Annotated in this window: 18 protein-coding genes; 8 read left to right on the plus strand and 10 right to left on the minus strand. The window is 39.3% G+C overall.

Annotated features, from left to right (window positions below; all coding sequences use genetic code 11):
- Positions 1–37: 37 nt before the first annotated feature.
- Complete coding sequence (locus C9E88_RS09400; protein WP_106984934.1) at positions 38–991, minus strand: hypothetical protein; 954 nt, start codon at positions 989–991, stop codon at positions 38–40.
- On the minus strand, positions 988–2,325 hold the full coding sequence (locus tag C9E88_RS09405) for a glycosyltransferase family 2 protein (protein ID WP_227865777.1): 1,338 nt from the start codon (positions 2,323–2,325) through the stop codon (positions 988–990). The genes C9E88_RS09400 and C9E88_RS09405 overlap by 4 nt, the downstream gene beginning before the upstream one ends.
- A gap of 448 nt (positions 2,326–2,773) precedes the next feature.
- On the opposite strand from C9E88_RS09405, the gene C9E88_RS18000 reads away from it, so the two are divergent.
- Together C9E88_RS18000 and C9E88_RS09415 are read left to right on the plus strand one after the other, a co-directional pair.
- Positions 2,774–2,959 (plus strand): helix-turn-helix domain-containing protein, encoded by a 186-nt coding sequence (locus C9E88_RS18000; RefSeq protein ID WP_227865905.1) that lies wholly within the window; start codon positions 2,774–2,776, stop codon positions 2,957–2,959.
- Between the two features lie 75 nt (positions 2,960–3,034).
- On the plus strand, positions 3,035–3,505 hold the full coding sequence (locus tag C9E88_RS09415) for a transposase family protein (RefSeq protein WP_106986778.1): 471 nt from the start codon (positions 3,035–3,037) through the stop codon (positions 3,503–3,505).
- 175 nt (positions 3,506–3,680) lie between these two features.
- Here C9E88_RS09415 and C9E88_RS09420 read toward each other — a convergent pair whose 3' ends face one another.
- Together C9E88_RS09420 and rpiA are read right to left on the minus strand one after the other, a co-directional pair.
- Positions 3,681–4,358, minus strand: coding sequence for a YgjP family zinc-dependent metalloprotease (locus C9E88_RS09420; protein ID WP_106984749.1), 678 nt, complete (start codon positions 4,356–4,358; stop codon positions 3,681–3,683).
- A gap of 168 nt (positions 4,359–4,526) precedes the next feature.
- The gene (gene rpiA / locus C9E88_RS09425) at positions 4,527–5,198 is read right to left on the minus strand and encodes a ribose-5-phosphate isomerase RpiA (protein WP_106984750.1); all 672 of its coding nucleotides are present in this window, start codon (positions 5,196–5,198) and stop codon (positions 4,527–4,529) included.
- A gap of 107 nt (positions 5,199–5,305) precedes the next feature.
- Here rpiA and ilvA point away from each other — a divergent pair, with 107 nt between their 5' ends.
- Complete coding sequence (ilvA, locus tag C9E88_RS09430) at positions 5,306–6,844, plus strand: threonine ammonia-lyase, biosynthetic (protein WP_106984751.1); 1,539 nt, start codon at positions 5,306–5,308, stop codon at positions 6,842–6,844.
- Between the two features lie 107 nt (positions 6,845–6,951).
- Here the strand turns inward: ilvA and C9E88_RS09435 are convergent, their stop codons facing one another.
- Together C9E88_RS09435 and C9E88_RS09440 are read right to left on the minus strand one after the other, a co-directional pair.
- Positions 6,952–7,497 (minus strand): hypothetical protein, encoded by a 546-nt coding sequence (locus C9E88_RS09435; RefSeq protein ID WP_106984752.1) that lies wholly within the window; start codon positions 7,495–7,497, stop codon positions 6,952–6,954.
- A gap of 199 nt (positions 7,498–7,696) precedes the next feature.
- On the minus strand, positions 7,697–8,203 hold the full coding sequence (locus C9E88_RS09440) for a hypothetical protein (protein WP_106984753.1): 507 nt from the start codon (positions 8,201–8,203) through the stop codon (positions 7,697–7,699).
- Between the two features lie 176 nt (positions 8,204–8,379).
- Here C9E88_RS09440 and C9E88_RS09445 point away from each other — a divergent pair, with 176 nt between their 5' ends.
- Both C9E88_RS09445 and C9E88_RS09450 read left to right on the plus strand, forming a co-directional pair.
- Complete coding sequence (locus C9E88_RS09445) at positions 8,380–9,033, plus strand: potassium channel family protein (RefSeq protein WP_106984754.1); 654 nt, start codon at positions 8,380–8,382, stop codon at positions 9,031–9,033.
- Positions 9,030–10,367 carry a TrkH family potassium uptake protein gene (locus tag C9E88_RS09450; protein WP_106984755.1) on the plus strand — a complete coding sequence of 446 codons (1,338 nt, stop codon included), beginning with the start codon at positions 9,030–9,032 and terminating at the stop codon, positions 10,365–10,367. Before C9E88_RS09445 ends, C9E88_RS09450 begins: the two co-directional genes overlap by 4 nt.
- A 98-nt stretch (positions 10,368–10,465) precedes the next feature.
- Here C9E88_RS09450 and C9E88_RS09455 read toward each other — a convergent pair whose 3' ends face one another.
- The 4 genes from C9E88_RS09455 to C9E88_RS09470 form a co-directional block, all read right to left on the minus strand.
- A complete protein-coding gene (locus C9E88_RS09455; protein ID WP_410160828.1) occupies positions 10,466–11,527 on the minus strand; it encodes a phospholipase A in 1,062 nt (353 codons plus the stop codon).
- A 142-nt stretch (positions 11,528–11,669) separates the two neighbouring features.
- Positions 11,670–14,609, minus strand: a complete 2,940-nt coding sequence (locus tag C9E88_RS09460; protein ID WP_106984757.1) for an insulinase family protein — start codon at positions 14,607–14,609, stop codon at positions 11,670–11,672.
- Between the two features lie 196 nt (positions 14,610–14,805).
- Positions 14,806–15,585, minus strand: coding sequence for a COG4705 family protein (locus C9E88_RS09465; protein WP_106984758.1), 780 nt, complete (start codon positions 15,583–15,585; stop codon positions 14,806–14,808).
- A 197-nt stretch (positions 15,586–15,782) separates the two neighbouring features.
- Complete coding sequence (locus tag C9E88_RS09470) at positions 15,783–16,235, minus strand: GNAT family N-acetyltransferase (RefSeq protein ID WP_106984759.1); 453 nt, start codon at positions 16,233–16,235, stop codon at positions 15,783–15,785.
- 271 nt (positions 16,236–16,506) lie between these two features.
- Here C9E88_RS09470 and C9E88_RS09475 point away from each other — a divergent pair, with 271 nt between their 5' ends.
- From C9E88_RS09475 to C9E88_RS09485, 3 genes are read left to right on the plus strand one after another with little or no spacing between them, the layout of a single operon-like run.
- A complete protein-coding gene (locus C9E88_RS09475) occupies positions 16,507–17,511 on the plus strand; it encodes an adenosine kinase (protein ID WP_106984760.1) in 1,005 nt (334 codons plus the stop codon).
- A gap of 14 nt (positions 17,512–17,525) precedes the next feature.
- Complete coding sequence (locus C9E88_RS09480; RefSeq protein WP_171356301.1) at positions 17,526–17,837, plus strand: Rieske (2Fe-2S) protein; 312 nt, start codon at positions 17,526–17,528, stop codon at positions 17,835–17,837.
- Positions 17,838–17,854: 17 nt separating this feature from the next.
- Positions 17,855–18,472, plus strand: coding sequence for an OB-fold-containig protein (locus C9E88_RS09485; RefSeq protein WP_106984762.1), 618 nt, complete (start codon positions 17,855–17,857; stop codon positions 18,470–18,472).
- Positions 18,473–18,497 lie beyond the last annotated feature (25 nt).

Below are 18,497 nucleotides of genomic sequence, written 5' to 3' on the forward strand. Positions count from 1 at the left end.
GCCAAGCTAAAGGTGAATTCAATTTTTGACAGCATTGTTAAAACTTAAGTACCCATTCGCCCATTAAATAACGATAGCTATAGTCGACGCCATAATATGAAGCACTGTTACTATAACCCGCATTTAAGCGCACAAATTGGTTTTGATGGATTGGGCTCTGTATGTTCAGTTCAAGCAGTTTTGTTGATTGGCTCGGTGCATCAGCCACTTTTTCTCGGCCATAACCAACGGTCATACCCGTCGTCCAACCACTGAATCGTTTACGCCACCCCAGTGCCAGCATACTTTCTTCATAATCTTTAGGATTAAAATACAAGCCTGCAACATCATCAGCATCACTTCGATACATACGGTATCGCGCCTGCAAAGTTAAGCCATGTTCTAAGGATGGCTGATAGATTAATTTTAAGCGACCATGGTCACGGCGATTATCATCAGAGAAAAGCTGTGTTGCAGCCAAACCAACCACGGTAACATGTGGCCCTATTTGTTGATCAACCGCTCCACCCAAATAAGTAAAATGAATACCTTGCTCTAAAGCTGGTCGTGTTTCGACCCAATCTCGATTGGCAAATACTTCTACTGCGGTACTTTTAGTTAATGGTTGACGATAGCTACCATCAAAGGTGGCTAAGGTATGGTCATTTTGTTCAAACACCCCAGCTTCGAGCGTCCATCCATTTGCAGTCGCTGCTTCTACATTCTTAGCAAGAATTGAAACTTTATAAGCATCACTTTGCCAATCATCAATTTTATAATTATAGGCACTAAAACGTACCCCCAAATAATCATTTGCATTGGTGTATTGAGGAAAAACTTCAGCTGATAATTTTTTCGTTTCAAAACCTTCACTATCATGGCTAATGAAAAACTCAGTACCCGCAGCCCAATCTGAGGGTTGGGTTGCTGAAGACTCACCTGCCTGCACATCGGTTGAAAGTAAGCACAAAAAGCATAATGAGAAACCAAAATTTATATTATTAGATTTCATTTAGTACCCCATTTTTTACGTGTTTTCAAAATTTCGTCCAAGTAGCCTAAAATGCTTGCTGGTTGCAACAAAAAACTATAACCCAAAACATATACAAAGAAACCGGTCAGGTTTTTACGTATTTTAAGATCCATAGCTTTAAACATACGTTTTTCAATACTGTAATTGAGAAAACCCAACAAAAAAGCCATAGGTAAGAGTGCCAAAGTCATTGGACCAACTATCCAAAAATGACCAAAACACGCCAGAATAATTCCAGGAATAAAACCAAAGGTAAACGCAATATCCAACCACGGGAAAAGCACATTCCAATGAATAAAGAAGGTGGATAATCGTGGCTTAATTAAAATACCTGGATGCTTAATAAAAGCCTCCATCATGCCACGTGCCCAACGCTGACGTTGTTTAACAAACACGTTGAGTTCCGTCGGCGCATTGGTAAATACACAGGCATCCTCCGAATGTCCAATACGGTAACCTGCTCTGAGCAATGCCCAAGTAAGTACAATGTCCTCACCTACACACTCAGGCCAGCCACCCACTTCAACCAGTGCATTACGATCATAAATTGAAAATGCGCCTTGAGCCACCAGCGTACCTTGATATAAAGACTGTAAGCGTTTTGTCGCAGCAATTCCCAAAAAATAATCCCACTCTTGCGTTTTTGTCAGTAAATTATGACGTGAATTTCGTACCAAAATTTTACCTGCAACAGCGCGTGTATTCGGCGGATCTGCAACATAGCGCTCCACAATGCATTGCAAAGCAATACGGTGTAAGTAGGAATCTGCATCAACAGTAAGCACCAAATCATGTTTGGCTAATTTCAAACCCTCATTTAAGGCATGAGCCTTACCTGCATTTTGGGTTAAATCCAATAAAGTCAGCCATGAATACTGAGCTTCAGCCCGTTTGACCAGTTGCGCAGTACGATTTTTAGAACCGTCATTAATCACAATGACTTGCAGTCCACCTAGATAATTCTGTCGATCCACACTCTTAAGCGTGTCTAGAATAGAAGATTCTTCATTATATGCAGCAATCAAAATTGTAATATTTGGATAAACATCTAAGATTTTTCGTTTAGGCCTTTTATCCATCAACAAACTTAAAGCAGCAAAGGAATTCATAAATCCAGGAATAATCGCAATACCATAAATAAAGAATATCGCTGCAACTGACCCAATCAATTGGCTCAAATCACGGATCCAATTTTCAGCCATCCATAAAGAAAACCATGTCCACAGACAGGCTCCAATGAAAGCGATCACAAATTTAACGCGAACAGAAATATACAACCGTGTAGCGGGACTGCTACGATCTTGGCTAACCATATATAATTACTTTAAGCGTCTATTATTAACGCTGAGGGAGAGAAAAAAATACGTGATTGAAAATATATAAATTGAATAAATTTAAATACACCCGTACTCAAATTAATCCTAAAAATCACTTTTTTAAAAAAACGTGATTAAAATACACCCAACCTCAATAGCTACACATAATAATATTAATAATTCACAAAACAATACATAAAACGTGATTTGTTTATCATTTTACAAAATAATTTGCTTGTATTTAAAGCAAAAATAGATTTCAAATTAATCAAAATATTAGATCTCTTTCATAAATCAAAAAAAGATCTTTCTTTTGCCGATTATTTGTACCAAAGAATCTTAAATAATCGAGCATAATCTGCGTATGAAATATATCGATTCAAAGAAGCTTTCTGAAACACAGTTTAAGCGATACACAGGCATCTCATGGTCAACATTTTATTTAATGGTTGAGCAATTACAGAAGCATATTCCTGCGAAAGGCAGACCCTCTAAATTGAGCATAGAGGATCAGATTCTTCTATGCTTAAGTTATTGGCGTGAATACCGAACATTATTTCATGTGGCAACTAGTTATGGCGTGTCAGAGCCCACTGCTTCAAGAATTGTCCGCCATGTAGAGATTGCCTGATCAAGTCCAATCTATTCAATCTACCGAAGCATTTGCCCGAAGGTGAAGGCATTGACTGGAATGCGGTGATTGTAGATGCCACAGAAATTCCAATACAAAGGCCTAAAAAAACAGAAGAAAAGCTATAGTGGCAAAAAGAAGGCACATACTTTCAAAGTGCAGGCCATCATTCATTATCAAACTCGAAAAATCCTAAGTTTATGCACGAGTCGTGGTGCCGTACATGACTTCGAACTCTTCAAACGCAACTTGAATCAGATTCCTACAGGTGCCTTTATCCTTGCTGATAAGGGTTATCAAGGAATTTATACAGTGTATCCAAACAGCTTGTTGCCATTAAAAGCAAAGAAGCGCTGTAAACTTGATCCTGAACTCAAAATTTACAATCAGGAAATTAATAAAAGAAGAATAGGGATTGAGCATGTATTTGGCTGTTTGAAAACCTTCAAAATCCTTGCTGAGCGATATCGTAACCGTGGCAAAAGATTGGGCTTAAGATTCAATTTAATTGCGGGAATCTATAATATGGAACTGAGTGAAAAATGACTTATGAAAGAAGTCTATTAAAGTAAATACTCTAATTCTATTTATCTAAATAATAAAAAAGAAAATATATAAAAAAATTAAAAATAAGGCTGTTTGCCTTTATAAAAATAAATAATCTATTTTTTATATGTATAAATACTTAATAGATATCATTCATTATCTTCAAAAAATCGATTTATTTATTCCACCACCATGGCAAGGCCGTGGTTTTTAAAATTTTCCGATGCTGCTGAAAATAAACATCATGCTTTTGGACTTCTGCCCAAAAGTTTGAACTGTGATCAAAGTGCTTAGTATGTGCTAACTCATGTACCGCAACATAACGCGTGATTTCATGCGGAAACAGTACCAATCCGCTATTCAGCATAATGTCATGCTTGGCAGAACAGCTGCCCCAGCGGGTTTTAGGCTGACGAACTGCGCATTGATTAAATCTCAGTCCTGTTTCACTACTTAGCTTATTCAAATACGTCGGTAAATATTGCTTTGCATACGCTATGACAAAAGACTTTAAATAAGATTCAGGCTGTCGATCACTGATGAATAGTTGATGATTTTCTTCATCTAAAATGAATGAATGTTTTTGAGTTTGATATATAACTTGCAAAGGCCGTTCTAAATTAAAGAGTTTTAATTCAATTGGAAGTGTCTTATCAATTTGGCCTGCTTTTTCCTGCTGCTTTTGCCATGTTTCAATCATCCATTGTTCTGATTGTTTTAAAAACTCTTGAACTTGGCGCTGCGTGCAAAACTGGGGAACAGTTAATTTAATTTGAGTTGGTTCTACACGTAGTCTCAAGCGTGTGGCACGTAATTTTCGAGTGATTTGAATTTCAGGAAGGTTTGGTGTCATTTATTCTTTTTAAAAGCTTATTAATAATGCATAAAATTGAATTTTAAATAGTTTTCAAAAACATATTAGGAGTCCCTTCTCCCTCTGGGAGAAGGTTAGGATGAGGGTGCTGTTAAAAAGAAACCTCTCCCTAACCCTCTCCTAAAAGGAGAGGGAAATATTAGCCTATTAAACAGCAGTACGCTCTTCAATACCGTTATCGGTTGCTACAACAGCAATATCCGCTTTGTTTAACGCAAAGATACCGTTACACACAACACCAGGAATGTCATTCAAAGTCTTTTCAAGCTCTAACGCATTTAAGATATTTAAGTTGTGTACGTCTAAAATCACGTTACCGTTATCTGTCACTACACCTTCGCGGTAAACTGGGTCACCGCCTAAAGAGACGATTTTACGCGCAACAGCAGAGCGTGCCATTGGAATCACTTCTACAGGAAGCGGAAAATCACGGCCCAATTGATCTACCCATTTTGAATCATCTACGATACAAACGAATTTTTTCGCAATAGACGCAACAATTTTTTCACGTGTAAGTGCAGCGCCACCGCCTTTAATCATGTGCATGTGACGGTCAATTTCATCAGCACCATCTACGTAGGCATCCAAACCGCCTACGCTGTTCATATCTACAACTTCAATGCCTAATTTTTTAAGGCGTTGTGCAGTTGCTTCAGAACTCGCAACAGCCGCTTCCAATTGAAGTTCTGGCAATAATTCAATGAGGAAGTTCACAGTACTTCCTGTACCAACACCCAAAATACCGCCTTTTGGCAAATGCTTTAACGCAGCTTTTGCGACAGCTTGTTTCTTTTCATCTTGGGTAGCATACAGACTCATAACTTGGCTCAACTATTTTTTGACATTTGTTGCTGATTTTACAGCCCAAATGTACGGGTGTTTGTTACAATGAACGCCTATTTTAAACTGTTAGATGGAAAATTAACATGCTGTCTCGTTTGGTTCGACAAATATTACAGGCAACGGTCTATGACGTTGCAATCGAAACCCCACTCGAAGCAGCGCCACGAATTAGTGAAAAGCTCAAGAATAATATCCGTTTTAAACGTGAAGACTTGCAGCCTGTCTTTTCTTTCAAATTGCGCGGTGCCTACAACCGTATCAGTCAATTACCGAAATCTCAGTTAGAACGTGGCGTTATTACTGCTTCTGCAGGTAACCATGCTCAAGGCGTGGCATTATCTGGTAAAAAGTTGGGTATTCGCGCCATTATTGTCATGCCAAAGACAACACCTGATATTAAAGTTCAAGCCGTTAAACGCTTAGGCGGTGAAGTAGTACTGCATGGTGACTCTTTTGACGTCGCAAACAAATATGCAATCCAGCGCGCAAAAGATGAAGGCATGTCGTTTATTCCCCCTTATGACGATGAACTCGTTATGGCGGGTCAAGGTACAATTGCCAACGAAATTTTACGTCAATGGCGTGATGTCGACTACGTATTCGTTGCAGTAGGCGGTGGCGGTCTAATTGCTGGTGTAGCAGCCTACTTAGGTGATGTAGCACCGCATGTTAAAGTCATTCCTGTTGAATATGATGAATCTGCATGTTTAAAAGCAGCGTTCGAAGCCAATGAACGTGTCATTCTTCCATCTGTAGGTTTATTTGCCGACGGTACTGCCGTTGCGCAAATTGGTGAAAAGCCATTTGAAGTGATTCAACTGCAAAAATCAGATAACTCAGGCCCAATTGTTGAGCGTGAAGTTGTACTGGTAAATACAGATGAAATCTGTGCAGCCATTAAGGATACCTTTGATGAATGCCGTAGCATTGTTGAACCATCTGGTGCAATGGCGCTTGCAGGGATTAAAAAGTATGTTGCTGAGCATGGCCTAGAAGATAAAAATATGGTGTCAATTGTTTGCGGTGCAAACATGAACTTTGACCGCTTACGCTATATTGCAGAACGTACAGAACTCGGTGAACGTAAAGAAGCAATCTTTGCCGTAACCATTCCAGAAGAAAAAGGTTCTTTCCTTAAATTCTGTCGTGCTCTGCAAGGCCGTAACATCACAGAATTCAACTACCGTGCAAGTGATTCTTCTGCGGCGCAAGTCTTTGTGGGTATCAGCCTAAAAGGTGGAGAAAAAGAACGTCATGACATCTATGAAACATTAAAGTTTGAATACGATGTAGATGATCTTTCTGATGATGAAGTCGCTAAGCTTCATATCCGTTATTTAATTGGCGGTCATGCAGATATCGAAAATGAACGCCTATTCCGTGTTGAATTCCCTGAACGTCCAGGTGCGCTACTGACTTTCTTGGAACGTCTTGGCCCTACCCACAACATCACGCTTTTCCATTACCGTAACCACGGTGCTGCTGAAGGTCGCGTACTGGTGGGTATGGAAGCAACTGATGCTAAACAAAATCCAGACGGTTTAATTGAAACACTAGAAAGCATTACTTATCCGTATGCTGAAATCACCAATAACTTGGGTTACCAACGTTTCTTAAAATAAGCCGATTTGTATAAAAAAGCCTGCATGATTGCAGGCTTTTTTATTTTGTTGGCATCTAATTTTGCATAAGCCATTTTATAAATATCTAATCTTAAGTTGTGCCAAACCTAAGTAGATTGCAAACAATCCGACATTGAAAATAGCTCAATTTTCAATTGTTCTGCTTTAAATTGCTTTTCAAACTTTTTACAAAATTTATTCAGTTTTTCTGCATGTGCTGGAACTGCAATCCAATAATATTGATCCGCATAAATGAGTAGCATCCGAAAATTATATGCGTCTAAGCGCTCATAAATTTTAGACAATATCATCTCGATCACTTGCTCTTGAACTTGGTAATTCTTTCCAATATTTGCTTTGTTTTTTTCATAATGATAAAGCGTAGGTTGAACTGCCTGCATCATTTCAAATTGGGCTTTTTCCAAGTCTAGTGCCAAGTCTTGTAAAACAGCTGCCTGATGAATATGACTTTCTAAAGCATGTTCGGGATGTAAAGCCATTAAATAAGTTCGGGTGTAACCCTTATTTTTCTCAGTCATCATCCATGCTTTAAAATGTTCAAAATCGCGTCGTTGGCTTTCCTTTGGCACTTTCTTAAAGTCTAATTCTGGAAACCATTCCTGCAGAATCTTATATATTTTTTTATCATTCATCGTGAAGGCACTTAAATACGTGGTCGAACAATTGACCATTTCAAATGATTAACAGGCCTTTGCGCCAGCAATGCGCCATTTAATTAACACATTCAGAGCATAACTATGCAATTTGAAAGATTCATGACAATAGCTGAACAGAATTGTTTTAAATCGCATCAAAAGACAACCATGGTGAAATAATACAAGAGAACTTGATTTAATCGATGCGAAGCATTGGCTCAGATGCACTAAATACCAATCCAAAATGATGAATAATATTTTGAATTAATTCATCATTTTCTGGAACCAACATCCAATACGGTTGATCTTGTTCAATAGCCAGCACAGCCAAATCATAAGGCTCAACAAACATTTGGATATTGCTCAAAATGACTTTATAAGTAAACTCAAAATCATAAGCATGTAATTGATCTTCCTCGTACTCTTCTTCTAAATCTGAACTTTCGTACATATTATAAAAAGTCGACATCTCATCTTGTATATGACTTTTTAACTCATCTAAATCGATTTGCAATTGCTGAAGCCGATGACATTCGGCAATTCCGTTTTGCTGAACATCTAAACCATCTAAGCGCATTAAATTCGGGTAAAGCTGATTTATCCATGCTTCAAAATTTGAAAACAGTTCTGGTTCATCAGGTAAAGGCAGCTCCTTTAATTCTGGAAATGCCATACGTATTAACTCATACAAGGTTGCACTCATCTCCCGCTCCTTACAGAGTGGTCCAGTATTTTGCTTTTATTTCTTTACAGCATGTAAGCTGAATAGCTGGACAGATCAGAAAAAGATACTATATCGAGAACAAGCTTAGACGAATCTGCTTCATGCAAACAGCAGTGAATCGTTAATAAATATGATCGTAATAAAAAGGACTGAATATGGCGCAATTTGCAGTCATTGGTTTGGGTAGTTTTGGCGCAACTGTTGCCACGGAATTAATTGGACTTCATCATGATGTCATTGGTATAGACAGCAACAAAAAATACGTCGAAAGTATTTCCGAACAACTGACCCATGCTGTTATTGCCGATGCAACAGATGAGCATGTACTACAGGAATTAAATATACAAAACTGTGATGCTGCTGTGGTGGCAATTGGTGAAGACATTGAAGCCAGTATTTTATGCGTGCTCCATCTTAAAAATATGGGGCTAAAAAAGATCTGGGTGAAAGCCAAATCTAAAGCACATCACATGATTTTAACCCATTTGGGTGTGACTAAAATTATTCACCCTGAAGAAGACATGGGTGTACGTGTAGCGCAATCTCTAAGCTATCCAATGGTTAGTCGCTATATGGTCTTAGATGACGATCATTACATCGTTAAAGTACAACTTAAGGAAGCTCAAAATGGCATGCGCTTTCATCAGTTAATGGATCAAAATGAAGTCCGAACGCTACTGCATAAGCGCGGTCCAGAAATTTTATTTAGCATTGACCCAAATATGATTTTGCAAACCAATGATATTTTAGTTGTTGAAGGTTTACTCGAACCATTACGTCGACTCGCAAAGCACTTTAAAACCGAATGAAACTACATAATAAAAAGCGCAAGACGCTCAATCTTAGTCCGCCCAGCATATTAGCATTGGGCTTTCTCAGTCTAATTTGTATTGGCACCTTATTGCTGAAGCTTCCCTTTGCGCATCATCAAGAGCTGAGCTGGTTACATGCTTTATTTACAGCAACTTCGGCAGTTACGATTACTGGATTATCGGTTGTGAATGTCGGTGAAGCTTATACTGTGTTTGGTAAAGTCATCATTATGCTTTTACTTCAATGTGGTGGATTAGGCTTTATGACTTTTGCCATATTAGCAGTTATGAGCCTTTCTCCAAAAATTGGCTTAAAACAGCAAATTTTAGCGCAAGACACCATTGGAGAAACCAGTTTACGTAAGGTGAGTTACACCATTAAAGGTGTCTTACTCTACTCCTTATTTTTTGAAGCTATTGGCACCATTGTCTTAACGATTGCATGGCTAGATGATTACAACTTTGCCCAAGCATTTTTCTATGCCGCCTTTTACAGTATTTCCGCCTTTAACAATGGGGGATTTTCCCTCTTCCCTAATAGCTTAATGAGCTTTGCCGACCAATACATTATTACCTTTACGATCAGTATGCTGTATATCATTGGCGGGGTTGGTTTTTTAGTCCTGATGGACATCAAACGCAATAAAAAATGGCGTAGCTTAAGCACCAACAGCAAACTTATTTTAAGCAGTATTTTAGGTTTAAATATCACGGCTTTTCTGATTATGTGGGGTTTAGAAGCCAATAATCCGCTAACTTTGGCACACATGAGTTTGGGCGATCAAGCGGTTAATGCCTGGTTCCACGCGACCGTGCCCCGCTCTTCTGGTTTCAATAGCTTACCGTTAGAGCACATGAGCAATGCATCTGCATTGGTAACTATGCTTCTTATGTTCATTGGTGGGGGTTCACTCAGTACGGCGGGTGGCATTAAAGTTGGCACTTTTATTATTATGATACTCAGCGTTATTACTTTTTTAAGGCGCCAAGATGAACTTCGCGTGTTCAATCACTCGGTATCTAAAGTAACATCATTTAAAGCATTTGCCGTGGTTTCTATTACAGTTATGCTGATTTTTCTTGGCTTTTTTAGTTTATTGCTCCTTGAGCCAAATAAAAACTTTTTGGATTTATTATTTGAAACTGTCTCAGCAGCCTGTACGGTAGGCTTATCACGTGGGATTACTGATGATTTGCAACCTGCGAGTCTGTGGGTGCTGATGCTACTGATGTTTGCTGGTCGTTTAGGGCCATTAACCTTGGCCTATTTAATTGCCACCCCTAAAAAGAGTCGCTTAAAACATCCACAAGCCGAAATTCAGATTGGATAATTCACATAATCCAACACCCAAAACCTCAATCACGCATATAAAAAACCACGCCTCGGCGTGGTTTTTAAGTGATAGCTAAGTCGCTATTATCAAATCATTTAATACCAATTCATCAAAGATACACCCACCCCGACATAAGTCGCACGGTGGTTATAATCAATTAAGCTTTCGCCATAACCATCAAATAATTGTACGGTACCACGTAACTTACCACTGATTGGAAATGACCAATCAAACTGCATTGCACCATGTGAGTCATCACCACCTTTTAATGAATGACGTAGCATTAAGCTAAACTCATGATCATTCCAGCGATAAAACGCAGTCATATCACCACGGCCCACATAATTTTTAATATCTGGGTTATTGTCATCAGGCATATCTTCTTCAAGTCTATACCAAGGACGAAGCATTAGCGCAAAGTTATCACGCTCAAAACCTAGATTTAAAATCACACGATTCCAGCTGCGTGACCACGGGTCAGAACGACCATTCGATTGATGGTTAAAGGTCAGGCCCAACATGCGCCAATTTAAACCCAGTAATTCATAGTTAGTACGAAATACAATACTGGCTTCAGGTTCATAATTGGTTTCACGAAATGGACGAGATTCGTCTTCGTTATAAACTTGCCAACGAGATGACTGCGTATAACCCAACCAAACATCGCCATTGTCACCAAACAAGTTTTCAACAGCTTTGGTTTTTAATGACAATTGGAATTTAGCTTCCATCGAGGTTAAGCGTGTTTCTTCAGCTGCTGTCACTTTATTGAGTGGATTTGGGCTGTTCGGTTGTTCATTTTTATCTGAACTCCAAAAGCCTGGCAATAAATACACAGGTTGATACGCACGAATATTCCATGTGCCTAACTTACTCTCAGGCGAAAGCTCCCAGCGTCGATCTAATAAAGACAAATCAGGAGATAACTTCGGCGCTTCAACTGCAAATAAATGCTCAGACAATGCATTATTTACTTTTTCTTTCAAGCTAAGCTTAGCCGTCGCCTCAGGTTTAATTTCCTGAGCCGCTTGACGTTCCGAAACCAAAGAAGGCGCATTTACCGTGGGTAATGGTCTAAACAAAGTATCGTAGCAAGTCAAACGCTCAACATTTGAATCTAATGCTACACAGGCCTGTGCAGATGCTGGGTTAGGCATATCTTTTGCCAGAGGCGCAGATGTTGTTTGTACATCAGCATGCGCGGTTACAACCACGCATGCAGTAAAAGCAACACCATACTGTAAAGACTTACGCATAGAGTTACGAAGCGTCATAAAGTTCCCTTCTTATTTTATTTATTTAGTTCACTTGTTTAATATCAAAACCAAGTTCCATCAAAATGTCACGTTTCGCAACAGGTGCAACCACGGCCTTTGTTGGTTTTTGCGATTGAATATATGTTGTAGCGACACGCTTCAAATCATCTAAGTTTACTGCAAGTAAGCGCGTACGAAGCAACTTACGATATGCAGGCGTGCGCTTATGAAGCAATGAATAACACGCTGTAATCGCTTCACCTGCTGGCGAACCTGGTTTATCCATACTCGCAATTAAACCTAAAATTGCTTCTTCCAGCTGATGTTCTTGTTGCGGTGCATTTAACAACCACTCAATGCTGGCATCAAAGTCTTGGAATGTTTCTGCTAAGCGCGGGTCACGGTAGCTATAGAAACGGAATGAACAAGCATTGCAGTCATAGCTTGCACCACCACCATAAGCACCGCCTTTTTCACGAATCGCACTATGTAAGAAACCATTACGTAAATAAGCAGCTAACACCATTAACGGTGCCGCATCTGGGTGTGATACTTCTACAGCAGGATAAGCAGCTGAACAGAATTGAACATTGGCTTGAATTAACCAAGCTTCATCGTTTTCTGTAACAGTTGCTTTAACTTGAGTCAGTTCACGATCATTTGGTTCAATAGATAACTTATCCCAAATGGTTTGAACTTCTTCAACCAAGCGTTCAGATTGATGCTCTTCACAAACCAACAAGAACTGTTTAGGTGCTTTTAAGATACGATGATGAATCAACTGCAATTCTGCAATGAGTGCATCATACGCAGTTTCATCTTGTTCGATTTTCGCTGTAAGCTCTGTTAACCAATTGAGTGCGCCTAAACCCGTATTATTATAATCACGTAGTGCTAAAGCACTGTGGTTACGGCCCGCAACTTGCATCGCATAGCTATGACCAGCGCCCGAAACACGCGACTGCCAACGAGTTTTACGTTGTTGTAATAACTCAATAATACGGTCTTTTTCATCAAAACGTAGTTGTTCAAAGGCTACTTTCAATAAACGAATCGCGTCTAAATTATTAACCAAAGACTTTGTGGTCAACGTTAACCATGCTGTAATTTGGTTTTTATCGTCTAGTTTTGAGCGTAAAGATGCACCCATGCCAAGACCGCCGCTGACAGCTGTTTGTAGCTGTTGCAACTCAAGATAGTCATATTCACCCGCACCAACTTCACCTACCAAAATTGACAGTAAGTTGAAATATGGTGACTGCACGATGTCTTGTGGAATTTGCACTAACACTTGTTGGTAATAAATACCGTTGGTTCCAGCATGGTACAAATTCAACGGCGTATCTAAACCATTGCTGATAATTTCACGCAGTTGACCTTGCACAATTTGCAATTCTGCTGGCACATCTTCTAAACCTACTTTAGGTAAAAGATTCAGATCATCAGGTGTATCTTGGCGTACTTTAAGTGCTTCAGTTTGCGCTACAATTTCCGCTTTTTGTTCATCTGTTAATTGCGCACCAATCGCTGCCAAGCGTGCTTTTTCTGCTTCAGCTTCTTTAGCTGATTTTTCTGCATCAGGCACCAAAGTCATTTGCACACGGTGTTGATTATCAATCAGATGCGTTTTGATCAAGTTTGAAAGCCACATTGGGTCTTTCAACTCTTCTTTCACTTGTTCAATGGCCGTGTCTACATCCCATACATGTACGGGGTCAGAGTGATGAATAGCACTCCCTAAACCATTCAAAATTAAGCTTAAGCCGTATGGTGTACCATCACCATTAATTTCACGTTGGTGCAATTCGATTTGATGCAAAATTGCTTCAACCATTTGCGCATCTACAGGTGCAGAAGCAACTTGCTCAAGGACCTTAAATACACCAGCTTTAAATTCTTCTGCATGCTCAGGGTTTGAACCTTGTACACCACAGTAGAAAGTCATCTCAAAGTTTGAATCATCTACACCCATAATTGGGCCAGTAGACTGTGCATAACCACAAGTTTCTAAATAATGACGTAAAGGTGAAGCTGAATCTTCAAGTAAAATTCCTTCAACCAAACGCATACCCAAGCGCAATTTAATATCACTGGCTTCTGGTAATAACCATGAAATGATGTGATACGTTTTGTCTTTTAAATCTTCTGCATCTACTGCATAGCTTTCAGTCACTGTTACAGGTGCAGTTAAACGGCGTTCTGCTTTAGAGTATAAAGTCTCACCTTGCTGAAACTTAGACAGAGCTAGAGTTTCAAACTGTTCTTGTAAGTTATATGCGGACTCATTACCAAAGGTCATAAATACGGCATTACTTGGGTGATAATGCGATTTATAGAAATTTACCAGTTCTTCATAGCTCAAATCTGGAATGTCTTTCGGATCGCCACCAGAGTTGTAATGGTAAGTTGTTTCTGGGAATAAATGACGTGCGAGCTGATGATAAAGCTGATCTGAAGGTGAGCTCATTGCCCCTTTCATTTCATTAAATACCACACCTTTATATACAGGCTCACCATTTTCCAACTCAATACGAATACCTTCTTGAGCGAAATCTAATGGATTTAAGTTCGCTGCAAAGGCAGCATCCATATACACTTCAAGTAAGTTTTGGAAATCTTTTTTGTTTTGTGTCGCAAATGGATATGCTGTCCAATCCGCTGCCGTAAATGCGTTCATAAATGTGTTGAGTGAACGGCGGATCATTAAAAAGAACGGATCGCGTACGGGGAATTTTTCTGAACCACACAAAGCTGTGTGCTCTAAAATATGCGCTTCGCCTTTTGAATCCATAGGCTGGGTGCGAAATGCCACCAAAAATACGTTTTCGTCATGATTGGCAGCCAAATGATAATGCACTGCGCCAGTCACTTTATGTTTATATTCAGACACTAAAATGTCTAGGGCTTCAACATGGTGTTGACGTACCAACTGAAACGCAGGATGTACAGTTTGTGAAATGGTTTCAGTGACATCTACAGTCATGTGGTCTCCTCAATTCAAAGCATTTTTTAAGTGTTCTGAGTATAACCTGAAAAACATCAATACGACTCATTGATTGATAATTTTCCAAGCAAATTAGTCTACTTTCCAAATGCTTCCTATTGAGGAGAATTTAAAGCCTTTACGCGGACATCTACTGAAACAATTTAAATGACTGACTTCAGTCGAAATGCAATTGCTATAAAGTTGATACCGTTTTTTTATCCCGTGCTTTGGCCCATATCACACAAATGATAATTGCAATGAGCAACACCGCTGAGGCACCAAATCGGCTTAAATCCAATCCACCAGAACTAATAGGTTTATCTAAGAAGTCGCCAACCACAGCACCTAAGGGGCGCGTTAATACAAACGCCGTCCAAAACAGTAGCGTACGCGACACCGATATAAAACGATACAAGGCTAATATAAAAATAATCAGACCACTAAAGAGCACAATTCCCCCGGTATAGCCCAAGCCTGCACTATCTGCAGACCAGTCTCCTAAGGCTGTACCCAGTGTTTGTGAAAATGTAATCGTTAACCAGTAAAACAATTCTGCACGCGGATGATTAACCGCATGTGGAGAAATACTGCCTTCAGCTTTATGCCACACAAACAGTGAAATGAGCACCAAACTCAATAGCAAAGTACTCCCACCGACATAACCAATGCCTAAAGATCGATCGACAAAATCAGCCAAAGTCGTACCGACAGTAGTACTGGCAATAATGGTCGCCCAATACAAAAATGGTTGATAGGTTTTGGCCCGAATTTGTGCAATCACCAATGCAATAAAAATAGCAGCAAAAATAAAGGTACTGACCAAATATCCTAAATTCATTGACATTGAAACCGCATCACCCGCAGTTTCGCCAAAGGTTGTCGCAAAGATTTTTGTGAGCCAAAACAACGCTGTAATTTGTGGAACTTTCGAAAGCAATTCTTTTGAATACGCTGTGTCATTTGTCGCAATCATGTTTAGATGCTTCATCTACAGAACATAAGTTTATTGTTAGGTGCAGAACTTAAAAACAGATTAAAAGAAAGTGACAGCAGATGACACTCAAAGTTAAATCTTATTTGGTAATCACATGAGGCTAATACGATGAATAATAAAATAATAACTCATAAAAAAACCCTATTTAGATAGGGTTTTTATTCATCCAACAGATATTATGCGATCAGATATTTAAAATAATTGTAGTTTGGATGACTTTCGACAAACACATAATTGTGCTTTTGATAAAAGCCAGCAGCACCTTTTTGCTCAGTATTCAGGCAAAGTGCTGAATAAAATGGCTTAGCTTGCTTTTCCAAATGTTGCAACAGCGCCTTACCTACGCCATATTGACGATACTTTGGATGCACATAAAAACGTCGTACACGACCTATACGGTCTTCTACACCAGCGTCTCCCCATTGTTGGTTTAAACCACCACAACCAATCAGCTGGTCTTGATCATACGCAAGGAGTAAAAATTCACCTGATTGATCAAAACGATTTTTTCCGCTTTGGAATTCCTCTATAAGTTTGTAAATAAATTGATAGCCTTCTTGTCGTGCCAATGCTGCTAATTGCTCGATTTGCGCTGGCAAACCATCGGCTTGTCGAATACTAATTTCCATATACTCACACTTATAATTCATCGTTTTTTATCATTCATACCGCCCGAAACGAATGGCATGACCCAATGCACCTATCAAAATAAAAAAATCACAATTGATCAATAGCAAAGCACTACAAATAAAATATAAATCGTTAAAAAAACCTATAAATGCGCTGTTTTTGTCTAATTTTCAGCCAAAACCCATAAAATGAATTTTATTCAACAAACTACAGCAATCCTGAGCATTCGTGTAAACTTAGGTTTTCATTTTTTTGATGTGACCGAAAGACATGGCAACTGTTGATCTTTTTGCAATTGGTAATGCGTTAATTGACCAGGAATTTAAAGTTTCTGATCACTTCCTTCTTGAACAAAACTTGCAAAAAGGCACCATGCAACTTACAGATGGTCAAACTCAAGCAACGCTTTTCCAAAACCTACAAGCAAGCCAAGACTATAAAGGTCAAGCTTCTGGTGGTTCTGCAGCCAACACAACAGTTGCATTTAGCGCATTAGGTGGTTCTGCATTTTATGGTTGCCGCGTAGGCAATGACGATTTAGGCTCAATTTATCTTAAAGGCCTCAATGAAGCAGGCATTGCTACTACTGAAAAATCAATCAGTGAAGGCACAACAGGTACATGCATGGTACTCGTCAGTGAAGATAGCGAACGTACAATGCACACTTACCTCGGTATCACAGCTGAACTTTCTGAAGCTCAAATTGACTTCGACCCTTTAACCACTGCGAAATGGTTGTACCTAGAAGGCTATTTATCAACTAGCGAAACTGCACGTAAAGCAGTAAAACAAGCACGTGAAATTGCACAAGCCAATCATGTGAAAATTGCCCTTACTTTGTCTGATCCAGCAATGGTTCAATACGCACGTGAAGGTCTCGATGAGCTTGTAGGCAACGGCGTAGACTTATTACTCTGCAATGAGCAAGAAGCTTTAATGTACACACGCACTGAGAGCATTGATGCAGCATTAGAGGCACTTAAAGCATTAAGTAAGGACGTTGTCATTACAATGGGCGCACAAGGTGCACGTATTCACCACGCTGGCGAAACGTTTAGTGTTGCAGGTCGCAAAGTTAATGCGATTGATACCAATGGCGCTGGTGATGCTTTTGCAGGCGCATTCTTATATGCTTTAAATGCTGACTTTAATATTCAAACTGCTGCCGAACTTGCGATCTTAATCTCAAGTGAAGTTGTTGCTCAATTTGGCCCACGTCTTGCCAATGATGCTTATGCAACACTATTAAATAGCTTTCAAAAGGAATGTGCTTAATGTATAAAATTTGCATGACTGAGGATGTGCCTGAGCGCGAAGCGCGTTCTTTTGAGCTTCCAAATGGCGATACTATTTTTATTACACAACGTGATGGTGGTTTTTTTGCCTACCAAAATCTCTGTCCACATTTACAAGTAGAGCTTGAGTTTTTGGAAAATCAATTCTTAGATCGTGATCAAGAAATGATTGAATGCTCAACACACGGTGCTCTATTTTTAGTTGAAACTGGTGAATGTGTATCTGGCCCGTGCCAAGGTCAAGCACTTGAAAAAGTAGATATTAACGTGCATTCTGATGGCGGAATCTATCTTAACGAAGAATAAAACCTAAAGGTCTTGCCATGCCAAACTTTTTCACAGAAATTGACTTAATTCCCTTCCATTTAAGTCTTATTGCTGTGGTTTTGCTTGGTGTGGCCGAAACCATTGGTTTCTATCTCAATCTTCGACCGAGCATGTTGCTCAAAAAAATATCCCCTAAACAGCTCGATGACTTACCTATTTTGAATGTTAAGTTCTCTAAAATGCTGATTATGTTCTTTTTACTCATGAACTTCAGTCTTGCTGGATATTTTTTACAATTGTGTATATATGCACAAGAGCTAGAATTTTTCCCTTGGTATTATTTGGCCCTACCAGCGCTGATTATTGCCATCTTTTTTACTGTTTTTATGATTCATTGCTTGGATCAAGTCATTCCAAGTAAATATCAACGTCCAAACGTAAACCTACTTGGTCGCCTTGCAACAATCTCCAGTGGCAGTGCCCGCCCAGGCTTTTCCGCACAAGCTCGCGTACGTGACGAGTTTGGCCAGCTCCACTATGTACAAGTAGAACCTGAATTTGGCGAACTCGAATTTCAATCGCAAATTATTCTGATCCGTTTAAAAAGATCGCATTACGTAGCCAAAAAAATCTGCGAAGCGAATCAGCTTTTTAAACTCGATCTTGATGCATAAGGCTGAATACTTCGTCTTCAATCAT

Source organism: Acinetobacter cumulans (genome assembly GCF_003024525.3).
GTDB lineage: Bacteria > Pseudomonadota > Gammaproteobacteria > Pseudomonadales > Moraxellaceae > Acinetobacter > Acinetobacter cumulans.

Coding starts and splice junctions, on each gene's coding strand:
- C9E88_RS09460 (WP_106984757.1), bottom strand. CDS start 14,609: ATGACTGTAGATGTCACTGAAACCATTTCACAAACTGTACATCCTGCG.
- C9E88_RS09440 (WP_106984753.1), bottom strand. CDS start 8,203: ATGAGTGCAACCTTGTATGAGTTAATACGTATGGCATTTCCAGAATTA.
- C9E88_RS09470 (WP_106984759.1), bottom strand. CDS start 16,235: ATGGAAATTAGTATTCGACAAGCCGATGGTTTGCCAGCGCAAATCGAG.
- C9E88_RS09400 (WP_106984934.1), bottom strand. CDS start 991: ATGAAATCTAATAATATAAATTTTGGTTTCTCATTATGCTTTTTGTGC.
- C9E88_RS09485 (WP_106984762.1), top strand. CDS start 17,855: ATGCCAAACTTTTTCACAGAAATTGACTTAATTCCCTTCCATTTAAGT.
- C9E88_RS09455 (WP_410160828.1), bottom strand. CDS start 11,527: ATGCCTAACCCAGCATCTGCACAGGCCTGTGTAGCATTAGATTCAAAT.
- ilvA (WP_106984751.1), top strand. CDS start 5,306: ATGCTGTCTCGTTTGGTTCGACAAATATTACAGGCAACGGTCTATGAC.
- C9E88_RS18000 (WP_227865905.1), top strand. CDS start 2,774: ATGGTTGAGCAATTACAGAAGCATATTCCTGCGAAAGGCAGACCCTCT.
- C9E88_RS09480 (WP_171356301.1), top strand. CDS start 17,526: ATGACTGAGGATGTGCCTGAGCGCGAAGCGCGTTCTTTTGAGCTTCCA.
- C9E88_RS09465 (WP_106984758.1), bottom strand. CDS start 15,585: ATGATTGCGACAAATGACACAGCGTATTCAAAAGAATTGCTTTCGAAA.
- rpiA (WP_106984750.1), bottom strand. CDS start 5,198: ATGAGTCTGTATGCTACCCAAGATGAAAAGAAACAAGCTGTCGCAAAA.
- C9E88_RS09415 (WP_106986778.1), top strand. CDS start 3,035: ATGCCACAGAAATTCCAATACAAAGGCCTAAAAAAACAGAAGAAAAGC.
- C9E88_RS09450 (WP_106984755.1), top strand. CDS start 9,030: ATGAAACTACATAATAAAAAGCGCAAGACGCTCAATCTTAGTCCGCCC.
- C9E88_RS09405 (WP_227865777.1), bottom strand. CDS start 2,325: ATGGTTAGCCAAGATCGTAGCAGTCCCGCTACACGGTTGTATATTTCT.
- C9E88_RS09420 (WP_106984749.1), bottom strand. CDS start 4,358: ATGACACCAAACCTTCCTGAAATTCAAATCACTCGAAAATTACGTGCC.
- C9E88_RS09475 (WP_106984760.1), top strand. CDS start 16,507: ATGGCAACTGTTGATCTTTTTGCAATTGGTAATGCGTTAATTGACCAG.
- C9E88_RS09435 (WP_106984752.1), bottom strand. CDS start 7,497: ATGAATGATAAAAAAATATATAAGATTCTGCAGGAATGGTTTCCAGAA.
- C9E88_RS09445 (WP_106984754.1), top strand. CDS start 8,380: ATGGCGCAATTTGCAGTCATTGGTTTGGGTAGTTTTGGCGCAACTGTT.